The organism is Streptococcus infantis, assembly GCF_047460685.1.
Lineage (GTDB): Bacteria > Bacillota > Bacilli > Lactobacillales > Streptococcaceae > Streptococcus > Streptococcus infantis_AD.
Window position 1 is genome coordinate 55,031 of sequence record NZ_JASHFS010000014.1, and the last position, 24,233, is coordinate 79,263.

The following is a 24,233-nucleotide window of genomic DNA, read 5'->3' on the forward strand; positions in this document are numbered from 1 at the left end:
TCGTATAGATGAAAGGAGCGAGTATGGAAGTAATACAATTATTGGCTATGTTTCGTGGAACAATTCCAAAAGATAGAGAGAAAATGGACTTATTTCTTCGTTATCAAGCGCAACATTTTGATGAGAAATGGCAGAATTTGGTAGAGAGTTTTTTGACTGAAGAGGGCAAGATAGAGGAGATACCTCATGTCTATTCGTTTCATCAAGATATTATCTCTTTCCTAGAGGCCAGTTCTGAAAATAATGACCAAGATTTAGAAAGTTACACAAGAAATTTTGGACAAGCAGGTCTAAGTAAATTATCTCAATTAAGTAATTTTGAGAAAAACTTGGTGCTAGAAGTCGCAACCTATAATCTTTTCACTCGATTTTACATCCAATCTGAGAAAGAGAAGCTAACACCATTAAGTGAGCTTGTATTTCATCAGAATCAGGATGTCAATTTAGTCAATGTCTATCGGGTTGCGAATAATCTATCTGACCGCATTAGTAGAGATATAGAGGAGTTTCTTCTAATGGTTGATTCCAAAGAACTAAAAAAAGAAGTTCTTGAGATTCATTTTGAAGAAAAAGAAGGAGATGTTCTAGCCTATTTGGGTTCAGAATTGATGGCTACTTTAGATATCGTTACGGATCTTGTCCATCATGAAGAAAACTACACACAACTCCCACTGACACAAAAGCTGAAAATTATTACTTATTTTGATGAAGTAAAGGCTATAAGAGAAAAGTCTAAGCAAGTAGAGGAAGCAGTCTTACCTTTAGATAATATTGACCAGGTAGAAGAAAATGTGGAAGTTCATTCCCTATCTAAAGTAGATAAAATTGTAGAAGAAGCTTTGAGGGAATATCCAATCGGTTCACAAGTAAGTTATAAAGGACAAGTATTTCAGTTGGTTTCGATTGAAAATGCGCAGTTAAATGACTTAGTTCGCCTAGAGCTATTCAATGATTCCAACCAGTTATTTGAAGAGAATCCTATCTTATACTTGAACAGTTTGGAAGAGATTGAACAAGTATTGTCTCATTTAGAACTTGAAAAAGAAGATTCAGAGATTGAGATTGAATCACCAAGTGAAAGCCAGGAAATAGATCTGTTTTCCTACCTGGAAGAAGAAAATGAAAAGGATAAGGAAACAGAAACGCTTATTGTAGGCATAGAAGAGACGGATGTCCCTGTTCAAGATTTTGTTTTTCCAGATGATTTAGAGGACTTTTATCCTAAGACAAATCGAGAAAAAATTGAAACGAATATCGCCGCAATTGATCTTGTTAAAAGATTAGAAAAAGAGAGACGACAAGCAAGTCCAGAAGAACAAGAACTACTAGCCAAGTATGTTGGATGGGGTGGTCTTGCTAATGAATTTTTCGATGAACTCAATCAAAAGTATGAAGCAGAACGTTTAACTCTTAAGAGTTTAGTAAGTAAATCAGAATACTCCACCATGAAACAAAGTTCTCTCACAGCCTATTATACAAACCCAATGATTATTCGCCAGATTTGGCAAAAATTACTGGATGATGGTTTTGAGGGAGGAAGGATATTAGATCCTTCTATGGGGACTGGGAACTTCTTTGCGGCGATGCCTAGAAGTATACGAGATAAATCAGAGCTCTATGGGGTTGAATTAGACAGTGTGACAGGCGCAATCGCAAAACAACTCCACCCCAATACCCATATTGAAGTGCGAGGATTTGAAGAAGTTCCCTATCAAAATAATAGTTTTGATTTAGTCTTAACGAATGTTCCTTTTGGAAATTTTCGCATTGCCGATAAAAACTACGATAAACCTTATATGATTCATGATTACTTTGTCAAACACTCACTTGATTTAGTAAGAGACGGAGGACAAGTGTCGATTATCTCATCTATTGGGACAATGGATAAGCGGACAGATAATGTCTTACAAGAGATTAAAACCAACACTCATTTTTTAGGGGGTGTTCGTTTGCCGGATACGGCTTTTAAAACGATTGCAGGTACTCGAGTGACCACAGATCTCCTCTTCTTTCAAAAGGATCAAGCAAAGAATCTTAATGAGGAGGAACTTGTCTTTAGTGGCTCTATTCCCTTTGAGGAAGATAAGCGTGTCTGGATCAATCCTTATTTTGATGGGAAATACAACACACAAGTTTTGGGTGAATATGAAGTACGTAATTTTAATGGAGGAACCCTCAATGTAAAGGGGGAATCAGAAACATTATCTACTGATATAATGAAAGCATTCGAGAATGTGGAAGCACCTAAACAAATTGACAATTCTTTGAAAGCACCTGTTTTTATCCAAGAAGAAGTGGATAATTCGATCCCAAGTCGTATACGTGAGGACTTAGCGCTCTATTCTTTTGGATATGAGGGAAATCAAATTTATTACCGAGATACGCATGGCATTCGGAAAAGTTCAAAAGTAGACGAAATTAGTTATTATGTAGATGAGAAGGGAGATTTTAAAGCTTGGGACAGTTCTTTGTCTGAACATAAAATAGACCGATTCGTGCAACTTCATTTGACAGAAGAGGAAGCACTAGATGTTTACAAGTCAGAAGAAGCGAGTAAAAGAGGGAAATATAAGGGACTGTTCAAAAAAACTGTCTTTTATGAAAGTCCCTTATCGGATAAGGATATTAGTCGCATTAAGGGCATGGTTGATTTGAGAGAGACCTATCAATCCTTAATTGAAATTCAACGTCATCAAGATTATAGTCGGACAGAATTTCAGGTGTTACTTAGTAAACTCAATCATAACTATGACCGCTTTGTAAGTCAATTTGGATACTTGAATGCCTCAGTCAATCGGAACTTATTTGATAGTGACGATAAGTATTCTTTACTAGCAAGTTTAGAAGATGAATACATCGATTCTAAAGACCAGAAAGTAAAATATAAAAAATCTTTAGCCTTTGAGAAAGCATTGGTTAGACCAGAGAGAGAGATTACAAGAGTATCAACGGCTTTAGATGCCTTAAACTCCAGTTTATCGGATGGTAGAGGAGTTGATTTAGACTATATGGTATCAATTTATCCCGAACATAGCCAAGCTGCTATTTTAGATGAGTTAGGTGACCAGGTTTTAATGGATCCAGAAAGTTATTTAAGAGGGGAAAGAAAATATCTTTCTAAGAACCAGTTTTTGTCAGGAGATATTCTCAATAAGATAGAAGTAGTTCAACTATTAGTAGATGAAAACAACCAAGAATTTGACTGGTCTCATGCTTTAGATTTGTTAGAATCTGTTCGCCCTCCACGGATTCATCTGGCAGATATTGAGTTCAAAATAGGGTCACGTTGGATTCCTCAATCCGTTTATGGTAAATTTGCCTTTGAATGTTTTACCAATCGTGAATTTGAATTGTCTTCGCCAGATGTTGAACAAGTCATTGAAGTGAATCCTGTCGATGGCCAGGTTCATTTAAGGACATCATTTGTTTATCGCTATCCAAGTGCCAAAGATAGTAGTCTTGGAGTTAGTGGGTCACGTTATGATACAGGAAGAAAGATTTTTGAGAATTTACTTAATTCGAACCAACCGACGATTACCATGACTGTTACGGAAGGGGAAAAGAAAAAGACTATCACAGATTTGGAAAAAACCTCTGTTCTAAGAGCAAAAGAGCAGCATTTACAAGAGCTCTTTCAAGAATTTGTCTCACGGTATCCAGAAGTCCAACAGGTCATTGAGGAAAGCTATAATCGTCTTTATAATCGAACAGTTAGTCGAGAGTATGATGGTAGCCATCTAGTCATTGATGGCTTGGCACAAAACATCAGTCTTCGTCCTCATCAAGAGAATGCTATTCAAAGAATCGTAGAAGAAAAAAGAGCTTTATTAGCTCATGAGGTAGGTTCAGGAAAGACCTTGACCATGCTTGGTGCTGGGTTTAAATTAAAGGAGTTGGGGATGGTTCATAAGCCCTTGTATGTGGTGCCCTCTAGTTTGTCTGCTCAGTTTGGCCAAGAAATCATGAAATTTTTCCCTACTAAAAAAGTCTTTGTGACCACTAAGAAAGATTTTGTGAAGGCGAGAAGAAAACAATTTGTGTCACGTATCATTACAGGAGATTACGATGCCATTGTCATTGGGGATTCTCAATTTGAAAAAATCCCTGTCAGTAAGGAAAGACAGATGAATTATATCGAGGACAAACTCAATGAACTACGAGAGATTAAAACACATTCTGAAAATAAGTACACCGTTAAAGAAGCAGAGCAATCAATAAGTGGTCTTGAGAGACAATTGGAAGAACTCCAACGCTTTAATCGTGATAGTTTTATTGATTTTGAGAACTTAGGAATTGATTTTCTCTTTGTGGATGAAGCACATCACTTTAAAAATATACGTCCAATTACTGGACTTGGAAATGTAGCAGGGATTACCAATACAACGTCTAAGAAGAATGTGGATATGGAAATGAAGGTTCGACAGATTCAGGAAGAACATGATTTTAAAAACATTGTCTTTGCGACAGGAACACCTGTTTCCAATTCTATTAGTGAGTTATATACTATGATGAACTACATTCAACCAGATATCTTAAAACGCTATCAAGTTGATTATTTTGACTCTTGGGTAGGTGCTTTTGGAGAAATTCAAAACTCTATGGAATTAGCTCCTACAGGGGATAAGTACCAACCTAAGAAACGATTTAAAAAGTTTGTCAATCTACCTGAGTTGATGAAAATCTATAAAGAAACAGCCGACATTCAAACACAAGATATGTTGGATTTACCTGTTCCAGAAGCTCATATTATCCCTATTGAGAGTGAGTTAACTGAAAACCAGAAACTCTATTTAGAAGAATTAGTTATGAGGTCAGATATGGTCAAATGTGGAACAGTTGATCCGAGCCAGGATAACATGTTGAAGATTACGGGTGAGGCGCGGAAACTAGCTATTGATATGCGTTTATTGGACTCTAGTTATAGTCTAGCAGACAATCATAAACTGCTTCAGGTAGTGGATAATGTTGAAAGAATTTATCGTGAGGGAATGGAAAATAAGGCTACTCAGATGATTTTTTCAGATATTGGCACACCTAAGAAAAAAGATAATGGCTTTGATGTTTATTCTGAGATTAAGGCTTTATTAGTTGATAGAGGAATCCCTAGTATGGAAATTGCCTTTGTACATGATGCCAATAGTGATGAAAAGAAGAATAGCTTGTCTCGAAAGGTTAATGCAGGAGAGGTTCGGGTTCTTCTTGCCTCAACTGAAAAAGGAGGAACAGGTTTAAATGTTCAGAGCAAGATGAAAGCAGTTCACCATCTGGATGTACCGTGGAGACCAAGTGACATTCAGCAACGTAATGGACGTATTATCCGACAGGGAAATGAAAACAAGGAAGTGGATATTTACCACTATATTACCAAAGGTTCGTTTGATAATTATCTATGGGCAACTCAGGAGAACAAACTCCGTTATATTAAGCAGATTATGACTTCTAAGGAGCCGATTCGTGCTGCGGAAGATATTGATGAACAGACTATGACAGCTTCTGATTTTAAGGCACTAGCAACAGGTAATCCTTATCTCAAATATAAGATGGAACTAGAGAATGATCTAACTCTATTAGAAAATCAAAGACGCGCCTTTCAACGCAGCAAGGATCACTATCGTCATACAATCTCTTACTGTGAAGAAAATATGCCCATTCTTGAGAAACGATTAAGCAAGTATGAAGGCGACATTCAACAGTCTGAAATGTCGAAAGACCAATCATTTTCTATGACGATAGGTAAACAAGTTTTTGAGCAACGAGCTGAAGCAGGTGAATCCCTACACCGTCTTATCCGTCATAATCAATCTGACAGCAAAGAATTTCGAACCCTAGCAAGTTATCGAGGATTTGACATTAAAATGCTTAGTCTACCAACGAATCAGCCTCTTCCTGAAACCTTCTCTGTTAAGATTGTAGGAGAAAATCAGTATTCTGTCAGTTTGGATTTGTATTCTCCTTTGGGGACAATTCAAAGGCTTCAGCATACGATAGACCACATTAAAGATGACCAAGTGAAAACTCAGAACTTATTGGATGAATTAAAGGATAAATGGACTACTGCTAAGGTAGAAATTGAGAAAAATTTTCCAAAGGAAGAGGATTATCAAACTAAAAAGGCCGAATACGATGTACTCGCGCCATTGATTGAAACAGAAACGGATTTAGATATTATTGATCAGGCCTTACGACAATTCCACGAAAAAGGAAAAGAAAAGCAAGAACAACTTTCTTTTGAATTAGATTAAAAAATAGATATAAATAGCGGACAAGAAAAGAAAAGCGCGGTAGAATAAAGATAGAAAGAAACGAGGTAACGATTATGATGGAAGATACCTATTATCAATTAGAAGAGGCTTTGGTACAGGGATTTCAAACACCTGAAGAATACCAAGCCTACAAGGAGTTAAAGGAACATTATGAGGAAGTGACAGGGGATTACAGTTTTTCTAAACGAGAGCTCACTAGTCAATTGGAAATCGCTCTTCAGAATCATCAAGGTGTGGACTTTGAAGAACATGAAAAAGAAGAGTATTTGGACTTAGTTCAAAAATTAGAAGAGTTTGATTCCTCTCTTGCCACCCATTATCGTCAGTTGATTGATTAGAAAGGAGAAAGTCATGAATGATTTACTCCTTATCCCAGTAATTTTTTTAGCAGTAGGAGGAATTCTCATTCTTTTATGGAGACTCTTTCTTATTGCCAGTGGACTTTTCCTTATTGGTTTTATCAGTTTTCTTATTTTCGTGGAGGTCTATGGAATTTATCTGTTCTTTACTGAACCTAGTTTATATTTTGATGATATCAGACAACATGGTTTAACTAGTTTTACGGCTGTGTACTTTTTCATCAATCTGATGTTGGTTCTAGGATTTAGTTGGCGCTTCATTAACTCCATAAATAAGCATAAAATGTGAACTTTTTAGATAGTTAAAAGACTTTATTCAAAGGTAGGTTTGAATAGAGTTTTTTGTTGATGTGCTTATAATCCAGTCTCAATACTCTGTATTAGAAACAAAAAGAGATGAATTAAAATTAAAGTGTACAGAATGCTTTAGAGTTTCTATTTTTCTTATAATATATAGTAATTTCGGTACAAATTAACTTGTATATTCTATCTGGTTTAGTGTGATATATTCATTGTTAAATAAAAATATGAGTTCTCCTCTTATTTTAAAAAATAATTATTTTATAATTTTTTTTTATATTTAGTGTAAACTATTCATTGCGTCCCCAATACGGGAAGTTTGTTTCTGATTTTCATATTTGGATTATAATATTCTCATCAGAGTTACTTAAGGAGTAAGATATGAACCAGATTATGAAACAATATAAATTACTATATTTCTTGATTATTTTATTAAGTTTGACAAGTGCTCTTTTAATGACATTCTTCTCTCTGCAATTAGGAAGAATACTTGATAGTATATCTAATTCAAATAGTGGATTACTCTTTCATATCACTATTTCTGTAGGTTCGATTTTACTGTGGTTCTTGATTTCTTCTTCCTATTCCTATCTTAAAAACGAATATGTAAAAAAAGTTATTTTAGATCTAAAAAGGCGTCTCTTATTACATTATTTATCGCGTGAATTTAACCAAACTGACAACCGTAACCATTCAGATTTCTTAAATAATATCACCAAAAACAGTGACCTTATTCAAGAAAATTTATTAATCCCTAAAATCTCTCTAATTGCAAATTTAGGGAGCCTTATCATGAGTGTGGTTGCTATTATTTATATAGAATGGCGATTAGCATTAGTCTTCCTTTTATTGTCGAGTATAACGGTTTTCCTATCACAAATTCCTGGAAAGTTAATGACTAAATCAACAAATAATTATTCTCTACAAAATAATCACTATTTGTCAAAAATGACAAACTTTATTAATGGTTTTGAACAAATTAAGTTATTAAATATTCAAAGCTGGACCCAAGAAAAAATTCAGGGAATCAGTTTAGAATTTGAAGAGTCCAGAAAAACATATCAATTCTTAAAAGACTTAGCTTCAACTACTGGGATTTTACTAAGTTTTGGCTCTCAACTATCCTGTATGGTCGCTGGTATCTTTTTTGTAAGAAATAACTTACTGACTATTGGATTACTAGTAGCAAGTATTCAATTATTAAACGGTGTTTTTGCTCCATTACAATCTATTCTTTACAATAAAAATTTAATCAGCAGTAGCAAGTCCATTATTGATAATATCCAGGAAAATCTATATGAGACAAATCAAGGAACTTCCCATAAAACAAGTACAATTGATTGTGATAACATTTCGACCATTTCTATTAGCCAATTACATTATGAAATTGAAAATAAAATATTATTTGATCATTTTTCCTATGAATTTAAAAAAGGCAAGCGCTATGCAATTATAGGTGCTTCAGGAGCTGGGAAAACAACTTTAGTAAAATTAATACTAAATTATTATCCAAAAAATCTTTATGATGGAGAAATAAAAATCAACGGAAAACAGAATATTGATATTTCCTCAGAGGAGTTATATAAAGATATTGCGTTTGTGCAAAAAAATGACTTTCTGATTGAAGGCAATATTCTAGAGAATATCAAATTGGCTAGAAACCTTCATTTAACTGAAAAATTAAGAAAATCCTTAGGTTTTAATGAAGACTTCCTTCGTAAAAACCTAGCTCAATCAAACCAAATCATTTCAGAAGGAGAAAAGCAACGAATTGATTTAGCTAGGTTTTTAGTCAAAACATATTCAGTTTATATATTTGACGAACCTACAAGTAACCTTGATCCAATAAAAGCAAAAGAAATAATGGATTACATTCTATCCATTAAAGATGCAATTGTTATTGTCATTACTCATGATCAAAATCCAGAAATATTGGAAGAGTTTGATCAGATTATTGTTTTATAATAGAAAGGAGGTGATGATCATGATTATGGAAGATTTCAACATTTTGGAGTTAGAATTTGAAGAAATTCGTGAAGAAGATACAACTAATTGGTACTTTATCTAAGATAATTTTAGATTTAGTTAATTTAAACTCTTAAAAAGAGAGTTTAAATTAGTTTGTATTAATAAAAAAGAAGTCAATAATATTAATCGACTTCTCGTGTATAACAGAAGCATGCATGTTCATCTTGCATGCTTTTATCAAATAGTTGAGGATATAAAATGGATAATTATTTCCCAAAATGGAACCAGGATAGAATCGTTTACCAATGGAAGAACGACAGATTAAGAATTGGAGCTGATGATGTTGATGTATTAGAAATTACAGGATACTCAGATTTTTGGTCAGATTTAATTTCTTGTTGCAATGGAATTAATAGCTTTGAAGAAATTAAAGATTTATTAAGAAAAAAATATGATATATCCGAAAATATTATAGAAAAATATATATCTAAATTTTCTGATCGTAATTTATTAGAAATATTAGATAGACCTGTAAATCAAATTGATCACTATTTAATTAATGAATCACTAGAAACTTATTATTCTAGTGAAGGTATTGGTGGGATTAAATTACTTGAAAAATTGAGTAATTTAAAAGTTACCATACTAGGATGTGGAGCCGGTGGTTCTCATATCGCATTACAATTAGCCCAATTAGGGGTAGGGCGACTTCATTTAGTCGATGATGATATTGTTAAAGAAAATAATATAAATAGGCAATCTATGTTTACCTTTAACGATATTGGTAAATATAAAGTTGACTGTGTAAAAGATTGTATTCTAAAACGTAATTATCAGTGTGTAGTCACAAAAAGAAAATTAAAAATGAGCACTGTTGATGCTGTAAAAAAAGAAATTTCTGAAAGTGACTGGGTATTTTGTTGTATGGATGAACCTCCTTATATAGCACAAAGATTAGTAAATAGAGCATGCTATTTATTTAATATCCCTAGTATATACTGTTTTAGCCAACGTAGCGCAGGTAAACTCTTATTTTGTAATCCTAATATTCAAAATATAGGCTGTGTTGATTGTTTACTTTATGAACAAGATAGTGATAACTTTCAAAATTTAGTTAAAAAATTTTCAAACTATGATGGAAAATTAATAACTGCAAATATTTTAACTAATATTCTATTATTGTCATCATGGGTTGTGAAGAAATGGTTAGATTGTGTAACAGAGAAAAATAGTAATGTTTGGAATACTTTATTTAGATTTGATTTTTATAGTTTTAGGGAAGATGAATTCAAGCACTTCTCTAAGCAATCTCATTGTCCTACATGTGGTCATGATTTCGATAAAAGTAAACTCTGGGAGATTCTAAAAATTGATGAATAAGAAAATTATATTTAAAAAAAATCAAGCAAGTAAATTTGCATATTTTTCATTGATGTTTGTTGCAGGTACTAGTATTGAGCAAGTAAATGAATTAGGATTTTCACATCTTATTGAACATTTACTAATACGAGCAGGGAATGAACAATCACTAAATGAATTGTTTGATATGAATGGTGCAGCTATTAAAGGAGAGACATCTAGAGATTATATTAATTTAAGTGGTTACTGTCTAGCTGAAGATTTCAATAAAATTTTTAAAATACTGATAAGTAGGATTTTCAATCTTTCTATTACTGAAGATGAACTATTGAGGGAAAAGAAAATAGTCTTAATTGAATTAAATCAGTATGAAAATAGTAAAAAATCTATTAATGATAATCGAGTAATTTTTAAAAATAGTTCTTGGTCAATAGATATTATTGGTACTAGAGGTAATATTGAGTATGTTAGTTTAGAAACTATATATAAATTTTATATAAAAAATATTCAAGCAGGAGAATTCCAGATTGCTATTGCTGGTCCAAGTTTTCTACAAAGTGAAATCATAAGTATTGAAAATATGTTACCTTTAAGTGGATCATCTGTAGAAATTAACTCTCCGGCTTTTTCAACTGGTTTAACGGAATTAGATAAACAACAAGAACTTTCTGAAATTTCTATGTATCTAGATATATCTGGTATGGTAGCATCATCTCATGAAATGGCAATGTTAAGTATCTTAAACTCGATGTTAACTGGTATTAAAGATTCATTATTAGGCCATAAGTTAAGGACACAAAAGCAATGGATATATAGTATTGTATCATACCCAATATTTTATAGTAATATGACTTTACTAAAAATAGTAACTATAACACCTACAATCTATAAGAAAAAATTGATTAAAACACTGGAGAACAATCTTGTTAATGAATCCGATTTATCTGATGAACTATTATTTTATAAGGCTAAAAAAAGAGTAATCAATGAATTGTACATAAATTGTGAAGTTAATAAAAATGAATATTTAAAAACAATTTGTAGAGAAAAATTATTTGATATTCCAAGTTGGGATAGTATTGCTGAAGAGCTGGAATTGATTTCTTTAGATGAATTAAAAAGTTTTTCAAAAAAAGCAATTATTCAAAATAGGAATTACCACATTGTAATAAAATGATAATATTTTTTTTGTAGTAATCTTTATAATTTTTGTATAATGTTTTATTGAATAATTCAAAAATTTTTAAAGCATCTTCTATTTTTAAAATTGATTTTTGATTATGATGAAATTTAAGTTCAAAAAATCCTTCTAAATACAAAAGAATAGTTTGTTCAAAAAAATCTGTGGAATTAGATAATATATTCTTAGTAGCTTGTTCTAAAAATAAAGCTTCCTCATATAAGCTGTTTTCAATCATAATAAGAAGTGAATTAAGAAGTAATTGAACGAGAGCTTGTTTATTTCTAGGTATAGAACTATACAACTTTCCTTTTTTAAGCGCCTCTTTGGCATATCTAAATAATAAATTTGGTAATATTGCTCGACAACAATTTCCAAGAATAAGAATTTCGTAATATCCCCAGTTTTCAACAGAAAATAAATAATTAGTAAGATAAGAGGTGTCTTGATTACTCAATTGATGAGTATTATCAATTCCATAGATAATACTTTCAATGAAAATAGCGTTTAACTTATGATAATGAGATTTGGTTTCTCTAAACAGTTCCATCTCTTTGCTTACCATATTAAGTAATGATTTGATTTCTTGATTGTATGCAGCCTGTTGAACTAAGCGTATCAAGGTATTGAAGTCTGAAGGCTGATAATTATTACATGAAAGCAAAAACTCCTCTAGTGTTACACCTATTTTTTCAAGTAGATATAATAATTTAAAAAATGAGATTTCTGTCTCTCCTAATTCAAATCTAGATATTTGAGACTTTGAAATTTCTGCACCTGCTAATGAAGAAATAGAAATACCTTTTCCTTCTCGTATTTTTCTATAAGTTTCACCTATAATCATATTTATCTCCATTTACCATAAAAAATCATTAGAAAGCGTGACAGATTATGAAAAAATACTATCAAATTTTTTTATTACTATTTGATATTATCATTATTATTGGATTATATCAATAACATTAATGAGTCTGGGTAAAAACTCAATTTCAGGAGTAAATGAAATGAATATTCCCATAATAAAACGCATTATATCAAGTTTTTTGGACAGCCTTTGTTCGAAAATTATTTTAACTCATAGTTGATGATTCCATAAATTGAAAAGTTTTATACTTAGCATTAAAATGCTCAATTTTAATACGTATTACAAGTATCTCTATTAAACTTCTTATCCTCTTCAGTCAATAGATGCTTTTTAGAATTTTTAACAGGAATGAAGGTTATATTATGAATATTCATAATGCATAAATAATCCAAATACAGAAAATCAAGTGATTGCTCTGGCAAACTTGACCTATCCTTTCTTAAAAAGAGTAAAATCATGTGTATGACCTTCTTAAAAAACTAATTAGCAGGCATGAAGTGGTGTTAAATCGAGTATGATTTGTGTCTTCATGGTGTGTCTCTTTTTTCCTGAATAATTTTACTTTGGTTTCTTTTAGGACGTTGAAATAGGACTTTCTATGACATCAATAGCTATAGTGACACTTGCTGCTTTTAAGTTGTCTAAGGCAAATAGACCTGAAGAACGAAGAGTATCTTCTACCAATATTATCGTTCGGTGACTGTCGCTAATCCAAGACCAAAATCAAAAGCTAGGAGACGTAGAGTTGGTCAATAGAATAAATAACGCAAGTTTAGCATCAACTGTTTTTATAGACTTAGCGTTTTTGGACGTCCTCCTTTATAGTGTTTGGTTTTATAAGCTTTATTTAGACAGGATATCTTCGTTGGGAAGGTGTCCTTTTTTACACTAATAAATAATTTAAAGTTCTCAGAAGTTAGTTGCATGATCTTTTGTAAATAGTTTTCTTAACTATAGTATAGCATAGTACAGTATGCATTTTATTTTTTTCCAATAAGTCTATTATACTTCAAAGACAGCTAGTTTTATTTTTTTCTCTGAACTGTACGATTTTGCGCCTGAAATGTAGGAATTACCTTTCGTTGTGATGTGATAAAACTTACAAGTTCTTTTTGTTATTCTTGACCTAGTTTTTATAGAAAGAAGGTCTAAGATGTTAAATAAAGTCAAAACTAAAGCCTTAATTAGTGTTGGAGCAGTGGCTGCAACTAGCTTTATTCTCATGATGGGATATACTGCTGGTCAACATTCTACTGCTAAACAAAGTCGTAAAGAGATTGAATTGGCTGCAGCTAAACTTGTAGAGGACAAACAAGCAGAAGATAAAGCAAGTATTTTGTCATCAGATACTGTAAAAGAATTTTTGACACAGTACTATACGAAAGAAAAGCTCGGAGAAAATAATACACGTATTCAACCTTATATGACTGAATCAGCTTATTCTCAAGAATTGTCAAGTCAAAATGATGCCATGAACCAAGTGTATAAGGATTATATTTTGGATTATCATTTTGAAAAAGCTGATATCTTTGTCAATCAGACTACGAATCAAGCCATTGCTATGGTGTCTTATAATGTAACCTATGTATCCGATTTAAAGAATGCCAACCAATCAAAGACCAATCAGACAGAAACCAGAACGGTTAAGTTGTCTTATTCGAAACTACCAGGTAAGTTATTGGTCAATCAAGTACAGGTTTGGAAATCTGGGTTAGATGATTTAGATAATGCAACTCCTAAAACTTTAGAAGAATCATCATCAATACCATCACTGCCAAATACTACGACAAAATGATGATATTGCATGGGAATAGAAGAATGTAAGCAAATTTCAATTCTTGATGTAGCCAATCGTTTAGGTATCTCCTTTAAACAAGTTTCGAGCAGTGTCTATGAACATCCTGAACACGATTCATTTCGGATTTTTTCAACTACCAATACTTTTAAATGGTTTTCAAGAGATATTCAAGGTGATGTCATTGATTTTGTTCGACTTGTTAAGGGAATTTCCTTTAAAGAAGCTCTAGCCTTTCTTTCTGAAGAACCTTTTCAAAAAGAAGCTATTCAAGAAAAAAGAGAGAGACCATTTTATTATCCTTTAAAGAGAGTAGAAGATTCTAACTGCAGTTTGACTAGATATTACTTAACAGAATGTAGAGGAATCTCAGAAGAAATCATACAAAAGATGATTCAACAAGGTTTGATAGCACAAGCTAGTTGGAAAACAAATGAAACAGTTGAACCTGTTAACGTTTTTAAAAGCTTTGATCATCGCCACAAGCTGCAGGCAGCAAGCTTACAAGGAATTTATAAGAATCACTCTCTTCCTAGAGAAAGGTTAAAAACGATTCTAAAAGGAAGCCATGGACATGTTGGAATATCCTTTGACATTGGTAAACCAAATAGACTGGTCTTTTGTGAATCGTTCATCGACTTGATGAGCTATTACGAACTTCATCAACAAAGTCTAACTAATGTTCGTTTGGTATCTATGGAAGGATTAAAAAGGTCTGTTGTTGCTTATCAAACTTTACGACTAATAGCTGAAGAAAATCAGAAGTTGGAATTTTTAGATACAGTAACACCTTCAAAGTTATTGCATTTGATCAATACAATTCGTGATACCACCACCTATTTCGATAATCATCCTGATTTATTGACACTTGCGGTAGATTGTGATGATGCAGGAAAAGATTTTTCTGATAAGTTATCTCAATCAGGATTTCCTGTTTTACTGGATTTACCTAATAATGAATCTGGGAAAGAAAAAATAGACTGGAACGATATTCTTAGAGAAAAGAAATCAGATTTTCAATTTAAGCTTGAAACTGTAAAAGAGACATTTGGAAATCCACCAGTAAGACAAAACTCTCAATGTTTAGAATTGTGATAACAAAATCAAGTTGTTTTAGCTAATATTAGAATGAAGGAGGATCGTATATGACCATAATCGAGCGCTTAGAAGAAAAGGTCACTAGGCAAGAAAGCAAGGTAGCAAGAGAGACAGAAAAACTCGCTGCTTACAAAGAGCAACTGGAGACAGCGATGTTTGCGACGTTCAAAAGGCGTCAAAGCATCAGTCACATGAGTTTTGAAGAAGCTCTTGACCATGCCTTTGGTAAAGAAAGACAATTCGATGATTCTGAATTTAGAAAGGATGAAATGAGTGAATGACAAAAGATTGGAATTTTAATCAACCATTAGAAAGTAAATCAGAAAATCAAGGGGATTCAGATAAAATTGCGGCCTTATTTGGAAATCATCAAGGAGGTAATGATGTAAATTATGAAGCAGCTTTTCAAAAGCGAAAACAAGCGCCTGTGACGGAATCAAATTCTAGTTCTAAACCTAAAGTTACAGAGGTTAGAACAGGAAAAGAGACAGATATCACTACAAGTTATCAGCAACATCTTAAAAGACTTATTGCTGATAACAATAGCGATATTCAAAGCAGTCAAAAGAAAATTGAAGAGCTACATACGTTGATTGACACAAAGAATAAAGACAATAAGAAATTACAGTCCATTTATGATGCGATTTCGGAATTACACTAAGCAGTCCTGATAGGCTGCTTTTTTTGAGAGGTTATAGATGTTTACAACATTTTTTAAGAAAAATCACGACAATAGTGATGTATTTAAAAAGCTGATTCATAGACTATCTGATATGTCTGTCCAAGATCTTGAAAAAATAGACCGACTGTTAGATATCATTTTCACTCCAGATCAAGAATCAGAACAAGTAAAAACAGAATCAACTTATAGGGAAGAAACTTTGGACGACACATTAAAAGAAGCTAAGAATCAACTTCATAAGGAACAATTGGAGAAGAATTTAGAGAGATTTAGGAAAAACAATCAATAACGCACCAACGATTCTTTTTTTATTTTCTATTTTTTCTGGTTCTTTATCTTTTTCAAAAGTTATAACTTTCTTAAGTGATGGTTTCCTAACAATGTAAGTATAAATTAAGCACAGTTTATGATTATTTTAAATCTTGGGGGTTATTAAACTCTTGATTTTTTCAACAAGCTATGGTATCCTTTTGTTAGTTAATAAACTTACAAAGGAGAACAAATGTTTTCACCTACTAAATTAAAAGAAAAAAGAGAAAGTCAAGGATTATCTCAATCTCAACTTGCATCCAGTTTGGGAATTAGTAGAGCTTCGTACTTTAATTGGGAATCAGGTAAAACAAAACCGAATCAAAATAATCTAAGCAAATTGAGTGAGATTTTGAATGTAGACCCTCGATATTTTGAATCAGAGTATGAAATAGTAGAAACCTATCTCAAACTAACGGAAAGGAATCAAGAAGCAACACTTCATTATGCTAAAGAACTGCTGAACAATCAAAACTTCAAAGTTTTAGAAGTTTCCGAACGATTTGCTTATAAGGTCTATGAAAAATTATCAGCTGGTACAGGAACAGCTTATTTTGATGATGGTAATTACGATACAGTTTACTTCAATCATCAATTTGATTATGACTTTGCATCATGGGTGTTTGGTAATTCAATGGAACCGACATATGAAAATGGTTCAGTTGCTCTTATTAAGCAAACAGGATTTGATTATGACGGAGCTATTTATGCGATAGATTGGGATGGTCAAACTTATATAAAGAAAGTTTATAGTGAAGAAAATGGGCTTCGTTTAGTTTCACTCAATCGGAACTATTCAGATAAGTTTGCGCCATATGATGAGAATCCTCGCATTATAGGGAAAATCGTTGGGAACTTTATGCCTTTAGAGGACTAAGTATGAGTTGGTTTGATTATAGTCTCGAACCTAAAAGTGACATTGCCTTTATTGATATGAAATCTTTTTACGCAAGTGTAGAATGTGTAGATAGAGGATTACACCCACTTAAGACTTCGCTTTGTGTTATGAGCCGTGCAGATAATTCTGCTGGTTTAATCCTTGCTTCCTCTCCTATGTTTAAAAAGGTATTTGGGAAATCAAATGTTGGACGTTCCTATGATTTACCATTTGATATAAAGACTCGAAAATTTTCTTACTATAATGCTAGAAAACAAGGCTTACCGACAACGATAGATTATGTCCGTTATATTGAGGAATGGGCAAAATCAACTGTGATTGTTCCTCCGAGAATGGATACTTATATTGAAGTCAATATGGATATTCAAAAAATCTTTCAAGATTTTGCGGCACCAGACGATATTTATCCCTATTCAATTGATGAAGGATTTATTGATTTAACCAGTTCATTAAATTATTTTGTGTCAGATAAAAGTATTGGACGGAAAGATAAGTTAGATATCATTTCAGCGGCAATGCAAAAAAAGATCTGGAGAAAAACAGGAATCTATTCAACGGTAGGTATGTCTAATGTCAATCCCTTATTAGCTAAGTTGGCACTTGATAATGAAGCTAAAAGAACTCCGACAATGAGAGCCAATTGGTCCTATGAAGATGTTGAAAAGAAAGTATGGACTATTCCTAAAATGACAGATTTCTGGGGAATTGGAAATCGAATGGAGAAGAGATTACATAATCTAAGTATCTTTTCGATTAAAGAATTGGCACAGGCTAATCCAGACTTGATAAAAAAAGAGCTTGGCATTATGGGTCTAGAGTTATGGTTTCATGCCAATGGGATTGACGAAAGCAATGTTCATAAACCATATAAGCCGAAGTCAAAAGGGATAGGGAACTCGCAAGTTTTACCTAGAGATTATGTAAAGCAAAGAGATATTGAAATTATACTTCGTGAAATGGCAGAACAAGTTGCGGTTAGATTGAGAAGAGCAGGCAAAAAAGCAACAGTCGTTTCTATACACTTAGGGTATTCTAAAGTGGAACAGAAGAGATCTATTCATACTCAAATGAAGATTGAGCCGACCAATCAAACAGCACAACTGACAAACTACGTTTTAAAGTTATTTCATACTAAATATACTTCAGGTGCTATCAGGAATGTTGCAGTTAACTATTCAGGTTTAGTAGACGAATCATTTGGATTGATTTCATTGTTTGATGATATTGAGAAAATAGAAAAAGAAGAAAGGCTCCAGTCCGCAATCGATGCTATTCGAACAGAATTTGGTTTTACTTCATTATTGAAAGGAAATGCCCTAGACCAGGCTTCTAGAACAATTGCAAGGAGTAAACTCATCGGAGGACATTCAGCTGGAGGATTAGATGGGCTAAAATGATAAATCGTTCTTATTTACCTTTTTTGTCTGCAAGAGAGTATCAAGATCGTGGAATGGCTAAGTGGATGGGATTCTTTTTGTCAGAGCATTCAAGTTCTCTTTGGGAAGAAAAAAATAAAGATGATATCTCCATTTCCCTATCAATGGAAGAGAAAGTTCTATTTGTTCGTCAACTTTATACGAATGTATTCCCTGCAACTTTTGTTTTTAAGCATTCAAATAGAAGAAAAGTAGTATCAGGTATTGTAAAAGAAATTAGAAAAGAGTCTATATCTATTAAAACAGACACTGGTTTTCTACGATTAAAATGGGAAGATATACTCGATATTCAGATAGAAGGAGAGAGTCTAGATGAATCGGAAAGAATTATATGATGATAAATTGCAACTAGATTATTTTTCGGATTCTTATTTACGGTTTGAATCAGATTTTTACAAGTATTCAGCTTTAGATATACCATTAACATTTATCACTGATGACATTTTACGCACAATGGCTATGTCTCAAAAACATTATTTTAAACTTAATAAAAGCAAATCTTTAGACGGTCGTGATCATTACTTTGTTTTTTCTATCAAGATGAACAAAGACAGTAGTGGCATTAGACAGTATGAATATCAGAGACATTGTTTTAATTTGTAAGAGTCCGACAGGGCTCTTTTTCTGTGATAATTTTATCAAAAAGTATTTGTTATACTTTTTTTTAATTTAGATTTATCTTGGGGGTTTGGGGGCGTGCCACCACATTGTCATATCGTTTGTTTTTTTGAACCGTGAGGTTTGAAATGGCAGGCGATATGATATTTGGGATATTGTGGACACAATATCTGAGCTCGCAAAGCCTTACAAAAATGTTGAATCTATTTTGTAAAACGTACTGACAGCGTCTGTAAGCTTACATTGTCAGTACAGGTATCAATGAAGGAGGAAAAATCATATGAAAAGAGATATACGTAGTATTCGGAAACAATTTCGCTTAACAGAAACGGAAGAAAAACAAATACTAGATTTAATGAGAGAGAAAGGAGAGGATAATTTTTCTGATTTTCTCCGTAAAAGCTTACTATTGTCTAATGGACAAAAACAGATAGAAAAATGGTTCAACCTTTGGAAAAAACAAAAGTTGGAACAAATTAGCCGTGATGTTCATGAAGTATTCATAATTGCTAAAACAAATCATCAGGTTACTCACGAACATGTTTCTATTTTGTTAACTTGTATTCAGGAATTAATTAAAGAGGTAGAAAAAACAGGTCCTCTTAGTGAAGATTTTCGTAACAAATACATGAGGTAGTAGAGTGGAGCACCGATATAGAACAAATTTAAAAAAAGTCTTTTTATCTGACCTAGAATTAGTCAAATTAAATGAAAATATCTCAAAAAGTAACTGCTTATCATTCTCAGAATATGCTAGACGAACTCTACTAGATCCTGGTATAAATTTTATCACCATTGATACAAATAGTTATCAAGATTTGATTTTTGAATTAAAACGAATCGGAAATAATATTAATCAAATCGCTAGAAGCATAAATTATTCGAATTTAATAACGGAAGTTGAATTAAATGAGTTGAGAAAAGGTATAGAAGAGTTAATAGTAGAAGTGGAGAAAGATTTTCTTATTCGATCTGAAAAATTGAGGAAATTTTATGGTCATCACTAAACACTTTGCGATTCATGGAAAAAATTATCGTAGTAAACTAATCAAATATATTTTGAATCCAAGTAAAACAAAAAATCTAACACTAGTTTCAGATTTTGGTATGAGAAATTATTTAGATTTTCCTAGTTATAAAGAACTAGTGAAGATGTACAATGATAATTTTTTAAGTAATGATACTCTTTATGAATTTCGTCATGATAGGCAAGAAGTAAATCAACGAAAAATTCATTCTCATCACATCATTCAGTCCTTTTCTCCAGATGACCATCTCACTCCTGAACAAATCAATCGAATTGGTTATGAGACAGCTAAAGAGTTGACAGCAGGTAGATTTCGTTTTATTGTAGCAACTCATGTCGATAAAGATCATATCCACAATCACATCATCCTAAATTCAATTGATCAGAATTCTGATAAAAAATTTCTATGGGATTATAAAGCAGAACGTAATCTAAGAATGGTTTCAGATCGTCTTTCAAAAATTGTAGGCGCAAAAATTATAGAAAATCGTTATTCTCATCATCAGTATGAAGTTTATCGCAAAACAAATTACAAATATGAAATAAAACAACGAGTATATTTTCTAATCGAGAACTCGAAAAATTTTGAAGATTTCAAGAAAAAAGCAAAAGCTTTACATTTAAAAATTGATTTTAGACACAAGCATGTTACTTTTTTTATGACTGATTCAAATATGAAACAACTCGTACGTGATAATAAATTGAATAGAAAACAACCTTATAATGAAACATATTTTAAGAAAAAGTTTGTTCAAAGGGAAATCATAAACATCTTAGAATTTTTGCTTCCAAAAATGAAGAATATGAATGAATTGATTCAACAAGCAGAATTTTTTGGCTTAAAAATAATTCCGAAAGCAAAACATGTTCTATTTGAGTTTGATGGGATTAAGCTTTCAGAGCAGGAATTGGTAAAATCGAATCAGTATAGTGTTAGTTATTTTCAAGACTATTTTAATAACAAAAATGAAACTTTTGTCTTAGATAATAAAAATTTAGTTGAGCTTTACAATGAAGAAAAGCTAATTAAAGAAAAAAAGTTGCCGACAGAAGAGGTGGTATGGAAATCCTATCAAGATTTCAAGAGAAATAGGGATGCTGTTCATGAGTTTGAAGTAGAGTTGAATCTTAATCAAATAGAAGAAGTAGTAGACGATGGAATTTACATTAAGGTACAGTTTGGTATCCGACAAGAAGGACTTATTTTTGTACCAAATATTCAAATCACTATGGAAGAAGAAAAAGTTAAAGTATTTCTCAGAGAAACTAGTTCTTACTATGTATATCATAAAGATTCAGCAGAAAAAAATCGCTTTATGAAAGGTAAAACTTTGATTAGACAATTTAATCTTCAGTATGAAACGCAGTATATGTATAGAAGAATTTCTCTTAGCAAAATTAAAGAAAAAATAGAACAATTAGATTTTCTTATATCTGCGGAAAATAGTTCGAATGATTTTGAAGATATAACAAATGATTTCATTGCCCAAATATCATATCTAGAGAATATGATTGAACAAGTCCAAAATAAAATTGATGATTTAACTAATTTAGAGGAAGTATTGTTGAATAATACGACAAATAGTTCTAGCAATTTAGAAAATAGTATTCAAGGTAAAAGTTCAGTAGATAAAATAGAGAAGGATTTATACATTTATAAAGGAAAGATTGAAAAACTGAAGGAACAACATAGAGAAGCAATAAATTTATTTGAAATGTTTAATAAAACAATAAAGAAATATAAGAAAAAACAAAATATGAAATCTATTGAGGAAAATGAGATACATTTAGAGTAAACAGTTTCCTAAAAAGTATATATAGAATAGTTTCATGTGCCAATTTGTCACATATTTAAAAATAAGAAAATAACTATATTATACTTGTTTTAGGAGACATTAGATGTTGAAAAGGATTAGAGATTTACGCGAGGATACTGATTTGACACAAGAGTATGTTGCAAAAACAATCTTAAATTGTACAAGATCAGCGTATTCTAAAATGGAATCAGGTACCAGATTAATCTCTATAGATGACCTTATCAAACTTGCAGATTTTTATAATGTAAGTTTAGATTACCTTGTAGGTCGAGTGGATAATAAAGAAGACCATTACTCCAAAAAGTATTAGGTTAAGAAAGCACATTGACAATTAAATAGTCCAAAATGGTACTTTCCTCATTTGTGGAGCAGTTTTGAATGGCTCGCCATGATAAGAGCGACATTAAAACCATCAATAAAATAGAGCGATACTTTATATGCCATGATACAAATGATATACAATGATACTTCTGACCGTTCAGGCTGCCACCGTAAAAGAGCAGCAAGTGAAATTCTTATGATGACTTCATCAGTCATGCCATGGAGGTGAAAAAATCTAAGAAAGGAAGTAGTAAAATCATGGAAACAGTAAACTATAAAGATTTAGTTGCGATTGGTTTTCCAGAGCACACATCGAGAAATATTATTAGACAAGCAAAAAAGATTGCGGTAAAAAAGTTTGAAGAAGCTAGAAAAAATAATAAGAATGCGGTACAATTAGGATGTTCACCTTTCGATAATAAAAGGTTAGGCATTGCTCCTAAAAATATTGTAGAAAATTTAATTGGTATTTCTTTTTCAGATATAGAAGGTGAGAAAAATGGTTATATCAAAGACAAAGAAATATAAAGGTGTATACAAAGATTCAAAAGGAAAAATTTATTTTCAAATTGAATTAGGAGTTGATCCAATAACTGGGAAAAGAATTCAAAAGAAAGGAAGGAAAAATCAACAGGGACTACCGTTTAATTCTTTTAAGGAAGCATATGAAGAGATACTTCGTTTAAAACATGAATTTGTGAACTCTACTATTAATAATAGTTTTCTAACTTTTAGAGAGTTTATGGAAGAGATTTATTTAAAATATTATCAACAAAAAGTTCAATTTGTAACTTATCAAACCGCTTTACCACATCATCAGTTATTTATTAAGCAATTTGGTAGTAAAAAATTATCAGATATTAGTACTATTGACTGTGAAAGATTTCGCTTAGCTATTATAGACAAGTATTCTAGTAACTATGCTAAAAATATGTGGTCTAGATTTAAAGCATGTCTGGGCTATGCAGAAAGATTGGGTTATATTGATAGAGTTCCTTTTAAAGGATTAGATAATCCTAGAGGAAAGCACCCTGATACAAAATTTTGGACATTTGATGAATTTAAGAAGGTAATAAACTCTTTTGATATTAGTGAGTATGAGGGACTCCATAATTACATGACGATCTGGTTATATTTTATGACTGGTTTAAGAGTTAGTGAGGGTATTGCTCTTAAATGGGAAGATATTGATTTTGAACGTAAATGGATTCATGTTCATTCGACGATTGAGAAGGATAAAAACGGTGTATGGTATGCTAAACAACAAACAAAGACAGTAGCAGGGAATCGTAAAATTGATTTAGATGATTTTACAATTACAATACTTAAAAAATGGCGAGAAGTTCAAATCAAGAATGATGATAAAGATTATGTAATATCACGTTTTGGTGAGCCCTTGTGTAAGTCTACAATCTCTAGGATAATAAAAAGGCATGCTAAGATTACAGGTGTACCAGAAATTACGGGGAAAGGATTAAGACATAGTCATGCATCTTATCTTATAAATGTGTTACATAAGGATACTTTATATGTTTCATATCGATTAGGACATGCTGATAAGTCAACCACGTTGAATACATATAGTCATTGGTATTATTCAGGTGATTCAACAATTTCAGAAGAGATTACAAGCAGTTTAGATAATCTTGGATTATCAATTTACCTACCAAATTCCTGCCAGAGTTGAAAATTGAGGAATTAACCCACTAATACTGGGAGAAAATAGGATTTGCAAATTATTACTCTTAAATAATAGAGTTTCCATTAAAAACGACCGAAGCTTAGGCTTCGGTTTTTTTATTGGAATATTAGGCTCATTGTCAACTGTAGTGGGTTGAATAAAAACTAACATCTGGAGAGGACAATTGATGTCCTCTTCATTTTTATATTCAGAGCGATGAAAATTCGTTTCTTAAAGTTGTCAAAGTTCCGAAATCC

Annotated in this window: 22 protein-coding genes; 21 read left to right on the forward strand and 1 reads right to left on the reverse strand. The window is 32.1% G+C overall.

Annotated elements, in window-relative coordinates:
• Positions 1-23: 23 nt before the first annotated feature.
• The 6 genes from QM917_RS07925 to QM917_RS07950 all read left to right on the forward strand — a co-directional run bounded on the left by QM917_RS07925 (position 24) and on the right by QM917_RS07950 (position 11,426).
• On the forward strand, positions 24-6,242 hold the full coding sequence (locus QM917_RS07925) for a DEAD/DEAH box helicase family protein (RefSeq protein WP_179130684.1): 6,219 nt from the start codon (positions 24-26) through the stop codon (positions 6,240-6,242).
• Between the two features lie 74 nt (positions 6,243-6,316).
• A complete protein-coding gene (locus QM917_RS07930; protein WP_000969637.1) occupies positions 6,317-6,601 on the forward strand; it encodes a DUF5962 family protein in 285 nt (94 codons plus the stop codon).
• Positions 6,602-6,614: 13 nt separating this feature from the next.
• Positions 6,615-6,911 (forward strand): DUF5966 family protein, encoded by a 297-nt coding sequence (locus QM917_RS07935; RefSeq protein WP_000998890.1) that lies wholly within the window; start codon positions 6,615-6,617, stop codon positions 6,909-6,911.
• A gap of 392 nt (positions 6,912-7,303) precedes the next feature.
• Positions 7,304-8,887, forward strand: coding sequence for an ATP-binding cassette domain-containing protein (locus tag QM917_RS07940; RefSeq protein ID WP_001071847.1), 1,584 nt, complete (start codon positions 7,304-7,306; stop codon positions 8,885-8,887).
• A gap of 261 nt (positions 8,888-9,148) precedes the next feature.
• Entirely contained in the window at positions 9,149-10,270 is a 1,122-nt protein-coding gene (locus QM917_RS07945; protein WP_000371017.1) for a HesA/MoeB/ThiF family protein, read from the forward strand.
• Complete coding sequence (locus tag QM917_RS07950) at positions 10,263-11,426, forward strand: M16 family metallopeptidase (protein ID WP_002917271.1); 1,164 nt, start codon at positions 10,263-10,265, stop codon at positions 11,424-11,426. The genes QM917_RS07945 and QM917_RS07950 overlap by 8 nt, the downstream gene beginning before the upstream one ends.
• Here the strand turns inward: QM917_RS07950 and QM917_RS07955 are convergent.
• A complete protein-coding gene (locus QM917_RS07955) occupies positions 11,389-12,273 on the reverse strand; it encodes a helix-turn-helix domain-containing protein (RefSeq protein WP_000583376.1) in 885 nt (294 codons plus the stop codon). The genes QM917_RS07950 and QM917_RS07955 overlap by 38 nt on opposite strands.
• 1,174 nt (positions 12,274-13,447) lie before the next feature.
• On the opposite strand from QM917_RS07955, the gene QM917_RS07960 reads away from it, so the two are divergent.
• The 15 genes from QM917_RS07960 (at position 13,448) to QM917_RS08030 (ending at position 23,982) form a co-directional block, all read left to right on the forward strand.
• Positions 13,448-14,089 (forward strand): hypothetical protein, encoded by a 642-nt coding sequence (locus tag QM917_RS07960; RefSeq protein WP_050078401.1) that lies wholly within the window; start codon positions 13,448-13,450, stop codon positions 14,087-14,089.
• 9 nt (positions 14,090-14,098) lie between these two features.
• Positions 14,099-15,184 (forward strand): toprim domain-containing protein, encoded by a 1,086-nt coding sequence (locus QM917_RS07965; RefSeq protein WP_000510561.1) that lies wholly within the window; start codon positions 14,099-14,101, stop codon positions 15,182-15,184.
• 50 nt (positions 15,185-15,234) lie between these two features.
• Positions 15,235-15,468, forward strand: a complete 234-nt coding sequence (locus QM917_RS07970) for a DUF5965 family protein (RefSeq protein ID WP_000152419.1) — start codon at positions 15,235-15,237, stop codon at positions 15,466-15,468.
• Complete coding sequence (locus tag QM917_RS07975; protein ID WP_000159223.1) at positions 15,465-15,848, forward strand: DUF5945 family protein; 384 nt, start codon at positions 15,465-15,467, stop codon at positions 15,846-15,848. Before QM917_RS07970 ends, QM917_RS07975 begins: the two co-directional genes overlap by 4 nt.
• A 37-nt stretch (positions 15,849-15,885) precedes the next feature.
• A complete protein-coding gene (locus tag QM917_RS07980; RefSeq protein ID WP_268714010.1) occupies positions 15,886-16,158 on the forward strand; it encodes a hypothetical protein in 273 nt (90 codons plus the stop codon).
• Positions 16,159-16,371: 213 nt separating this feature from the next.
• On the forward strand, positions 16,372-17,055 hold the full coding sequence (locus QM917_RS07985) for a S24 family peptidase (protein WP_037606799.1): 684 nt from the start codon (positions 16,372-16,374) through the stop codon (positions 17,053-17,055).
• Positions 17,056-17,057: 2 nt separating this feature from the next.
• Positions 17,058-18,473: a Y-family DNA polymerase gene (locus QM917_RS07990; RefSeq protein WP_125394037.1), complete on the forward strand. Its 1,416-nt coding sequence runs from the start codon at positions 17,058-17,060 to the stop codon at positions 18,471-18,473.
• Positions 18,470-18,847, forward strand: coding sequence for a hypothetical protein (locus QM917_RS07995; RefSeq protein ID WP_037606795.1), 378 nt, complete (start codon positions 18,470-18,472; stop codon positions 18,845-18,847). The genes QM917_RS07990 and QM917_RS07995 overlap by 4 nt, the downstream gene beginning before the upstream one ends.
• Positions 18,825-19,115, forward strand: a complete 291-nt coding sequence (locus QM917_RS08000; RefSeq protein ID WP_037606793.1) for a DUF5960 family protein — start codon at positions 18,825-18,827, stop codon at positions 19,113-19,115. Before QM917_RS07995 ends, QM917_RS08000 begins: the two co-directional genes overlap by 23 nt.
• A gap of 295 nt (positions 19,116-19,410) precedes the next feature.
• Positions 19,411-19,767 carry an SAG1252 family conjugative relaxosome accessory protein gene (locus QM917_RS08005; protein ID WP_125394036.1) on the forward strand — a complete coding sequence of 119 codons (357 nt, stop codon included), beginning with the start codon at positions 19,411-19,413 and terminating at the stop codon, positions 19,765-19,767.
• A 4-nt stretch (positions 19,768-19,771) separates the two neighbouring features.
• A complete protein-coding gene (locus QM917_RS08010; RefSeq protein ID WP_037606789.1) occupies positions 19,772-20,137 on the forward strand; it encodes a MobC family plasmid mobilization relaxosome protein in 366 nt (121 codons plus the stop codon).
• The gene (locus tag QM917_RS08015) at positions 20,124-21,953 is read left to right on the forward strand and encodes an SAG1250 family conjugative relaxase (protein ID WP_414285426.1); all 1,830 of its coding nucleotides are present in this window, start codon (positions 20,124-20,126) and stop codon (positions 21,951-21,953) included. The genes QM917_RS08010 and QM917_RS08015 overlap by 14 nt, the downstream gene beginning before the upstream one ends.
• Before the next feature lie 103 nt (positions 21,954-22,056).
• Positions 22,057-22,284, forward strand: a complete 228-nt coding sequence (locus tag QM917_RS08020) for a helix-turn-helix domain-containing protein (RefSeq protein WP_037606785.1) — start codon at positions 22,057-22,059, stop codon at positions 22,282-22,284.
• Between the two features lie 269 nt (positions 22,285-22,553).
• Positions 22,554-22,823: a DUF3173 family protein gene (locus QM917_RS08025; protein WP_049512680.1), complete on the forward strand. Its 270-nt coding sequence runs from the start codon at positions 22,554-22,556 to the stop codon at positions 22,821-22,823.
• On the forward strand, positions 22,795-23,982 hold the full coding sequence (locus QM917_RS08030) for a tyrosine-type recombinase/integrase (RefSeq protein WP_084367471.1): 1,188 nt from the start codon (positions 22,795-22,797) through the stop codon (positions 23,980-23,982). Before QM917_RS08025 ends, QM917_RS08030 begins: the two co-directional genes overlap by 29 nt.
• The last annotated feature ends 251 nt before the right edge of the window (positions 23,983-24,233 follow it).

Excerpts from the sequence above, each read along its gene's own strand:
- QM917_RS07925 (WP_179130684.1), top strand. The coding sequence starts at position 24 with ATGGAAGTAATACAATTATTGGCTATGTTTCGTGGAACAATTCCAAAA.
- QM917_RS07930 (WP_000969637.1), top strand. The coding sequence starts at position 6,317 with ATGATGGAAGATACCTATTATCAATTAGAAGAGGCTTTGGTACAGGGA.
- QM917_RS07935 (WP_000998890.1), top strand. The coding sequence starts at position 6,615 with ATGAATGATTTACTCCTTATCCCAGTAATTTTTTTAGCAGTAGGAGGA.
- QM917_RS07940 (WP_001071847.1), top strand. The coding sequence starts at position 7,304 with ATGAACCAGATTATGAAACAATATAAATTACTATATTTCTTGATTATT.
- QM917_RS07945 (WP_000371017.1), top strand. The coding sequence starts at position 9,149 with ATGGATAATTATTTCCCAAAATGGAACCAGGATAGAATCGTTTACCAA.
- QM917_RS07950 (WP_002917271.1), top strand. The coding sequence starts at position 10,263 with ATGAATAAGAAAATTATATTTAAAAAAAATCAAGCAAGTAAATTTGCA.
- QM917_RS07955 (WP_000583376.1), bottom strand. The coding sequence starts at position 12,273 with ATGATTATAGGTGAAACTTATAGAAAAATACGAGAAGGAAAAGGTATT.
- QM917_RS07960 (WP_050078401.1), top strand. The coding sequence starts at position 13,448 with ATGTTAAATAAAGTCAAAACTAAAGCCTTAATTAGTGTTGGAGCAGTG.
- QM917_RS07965 (WP_000510561.1), top strand. The coding sequence starts at position 14,099 with ATGGGAATAGAAGAATGTAAGCAAATTTCAATTCTTGATGTAGCCAAT.
- QM917_RS07970 (WP_000152419.1), top strand. The coding sequence starts at position 15,235 with ATGACCATAATCGAGCGCTTAGAAGAAAAGGTCACTAGGCAAGAAAGC.
- QM917_RS07975 (WP_000159223.1), top strand. The coding sequence starts at position 15,465 with ATGACAAAAGATTGGAATTTTAATCAACCATTAGAAAGTAAATCAGAA.
- QM917_RS07980 (WP_268714010.1), top strand. The coding sequence starts at position 15,886 with ATGTTTACAACATTTTTTAAGAAAAATCACGACAATAGTGATGTATTT.
- QM917_RS07985 (WP_037606799.1), top strand. The coding sequence starts at position 16,372 with ATGTTTTCACCTACTAAATTAAAAGAAAAAAGAGAAAGTCAAGGATTA.
- QM917_RS07990 (WP_125394037.1), top strand. The coding sequence starts at position 17,058 with ATGAGTTGGTTTGATTATAGTCTCGAACCTAAAAGTGACATTGCCTTT.
- QM917_RS07995 (WP_037606795.1), top strand. The coding sequence starts at position 18,470 with ATGATAAATCGTTCTTATTTACCTTTTTTGTCTGCAAGAGAGTATCAA.
- QM917_RS08000 (WP_037606793.1), top strand. The coding sequence starts at position 18,825 with ATGAATCGGAAAGAATTATATGATGATAAATTGCAACTAGATTATTTT.
- QM917_RS08005 (WP_125394036.1), top strand. The coding sequence starts at position 19,411 with ATGAAAAGAGATATACGTAGTATTCGGAAACAATTTCGCTTAACAGAA.
- QM917_RS08015 (WP_414285426.1), top strand. The coding sequence starts at position 20,124 with ATGGTCATCACTAAACACTTTGCGATTCATGGAAAAAATTATCGTAGT.
- QM917_RS08020 (WP_037606785.1), top strand. The coding sequence starts at position 22,057 with ATGTTGAAAAGGATTAGAGATTTACGCGAGGATACTGATTTGACACAA.
- QM917_RS08025 (WP_049512680.1), top strand. The coding sequence starts at position 22,554 with ATGGAAACAGTAAACTATAAAGATTTAGTTGCGATTGGTTTTCCAGAG.
- QM917_RS08030 (WP_084367471.1), top strand. The coding sequence starts at position 22,795 with ATGGTTATATCAAAGACAAAGAAATATAAAGGTGTATACAAAGATTCA.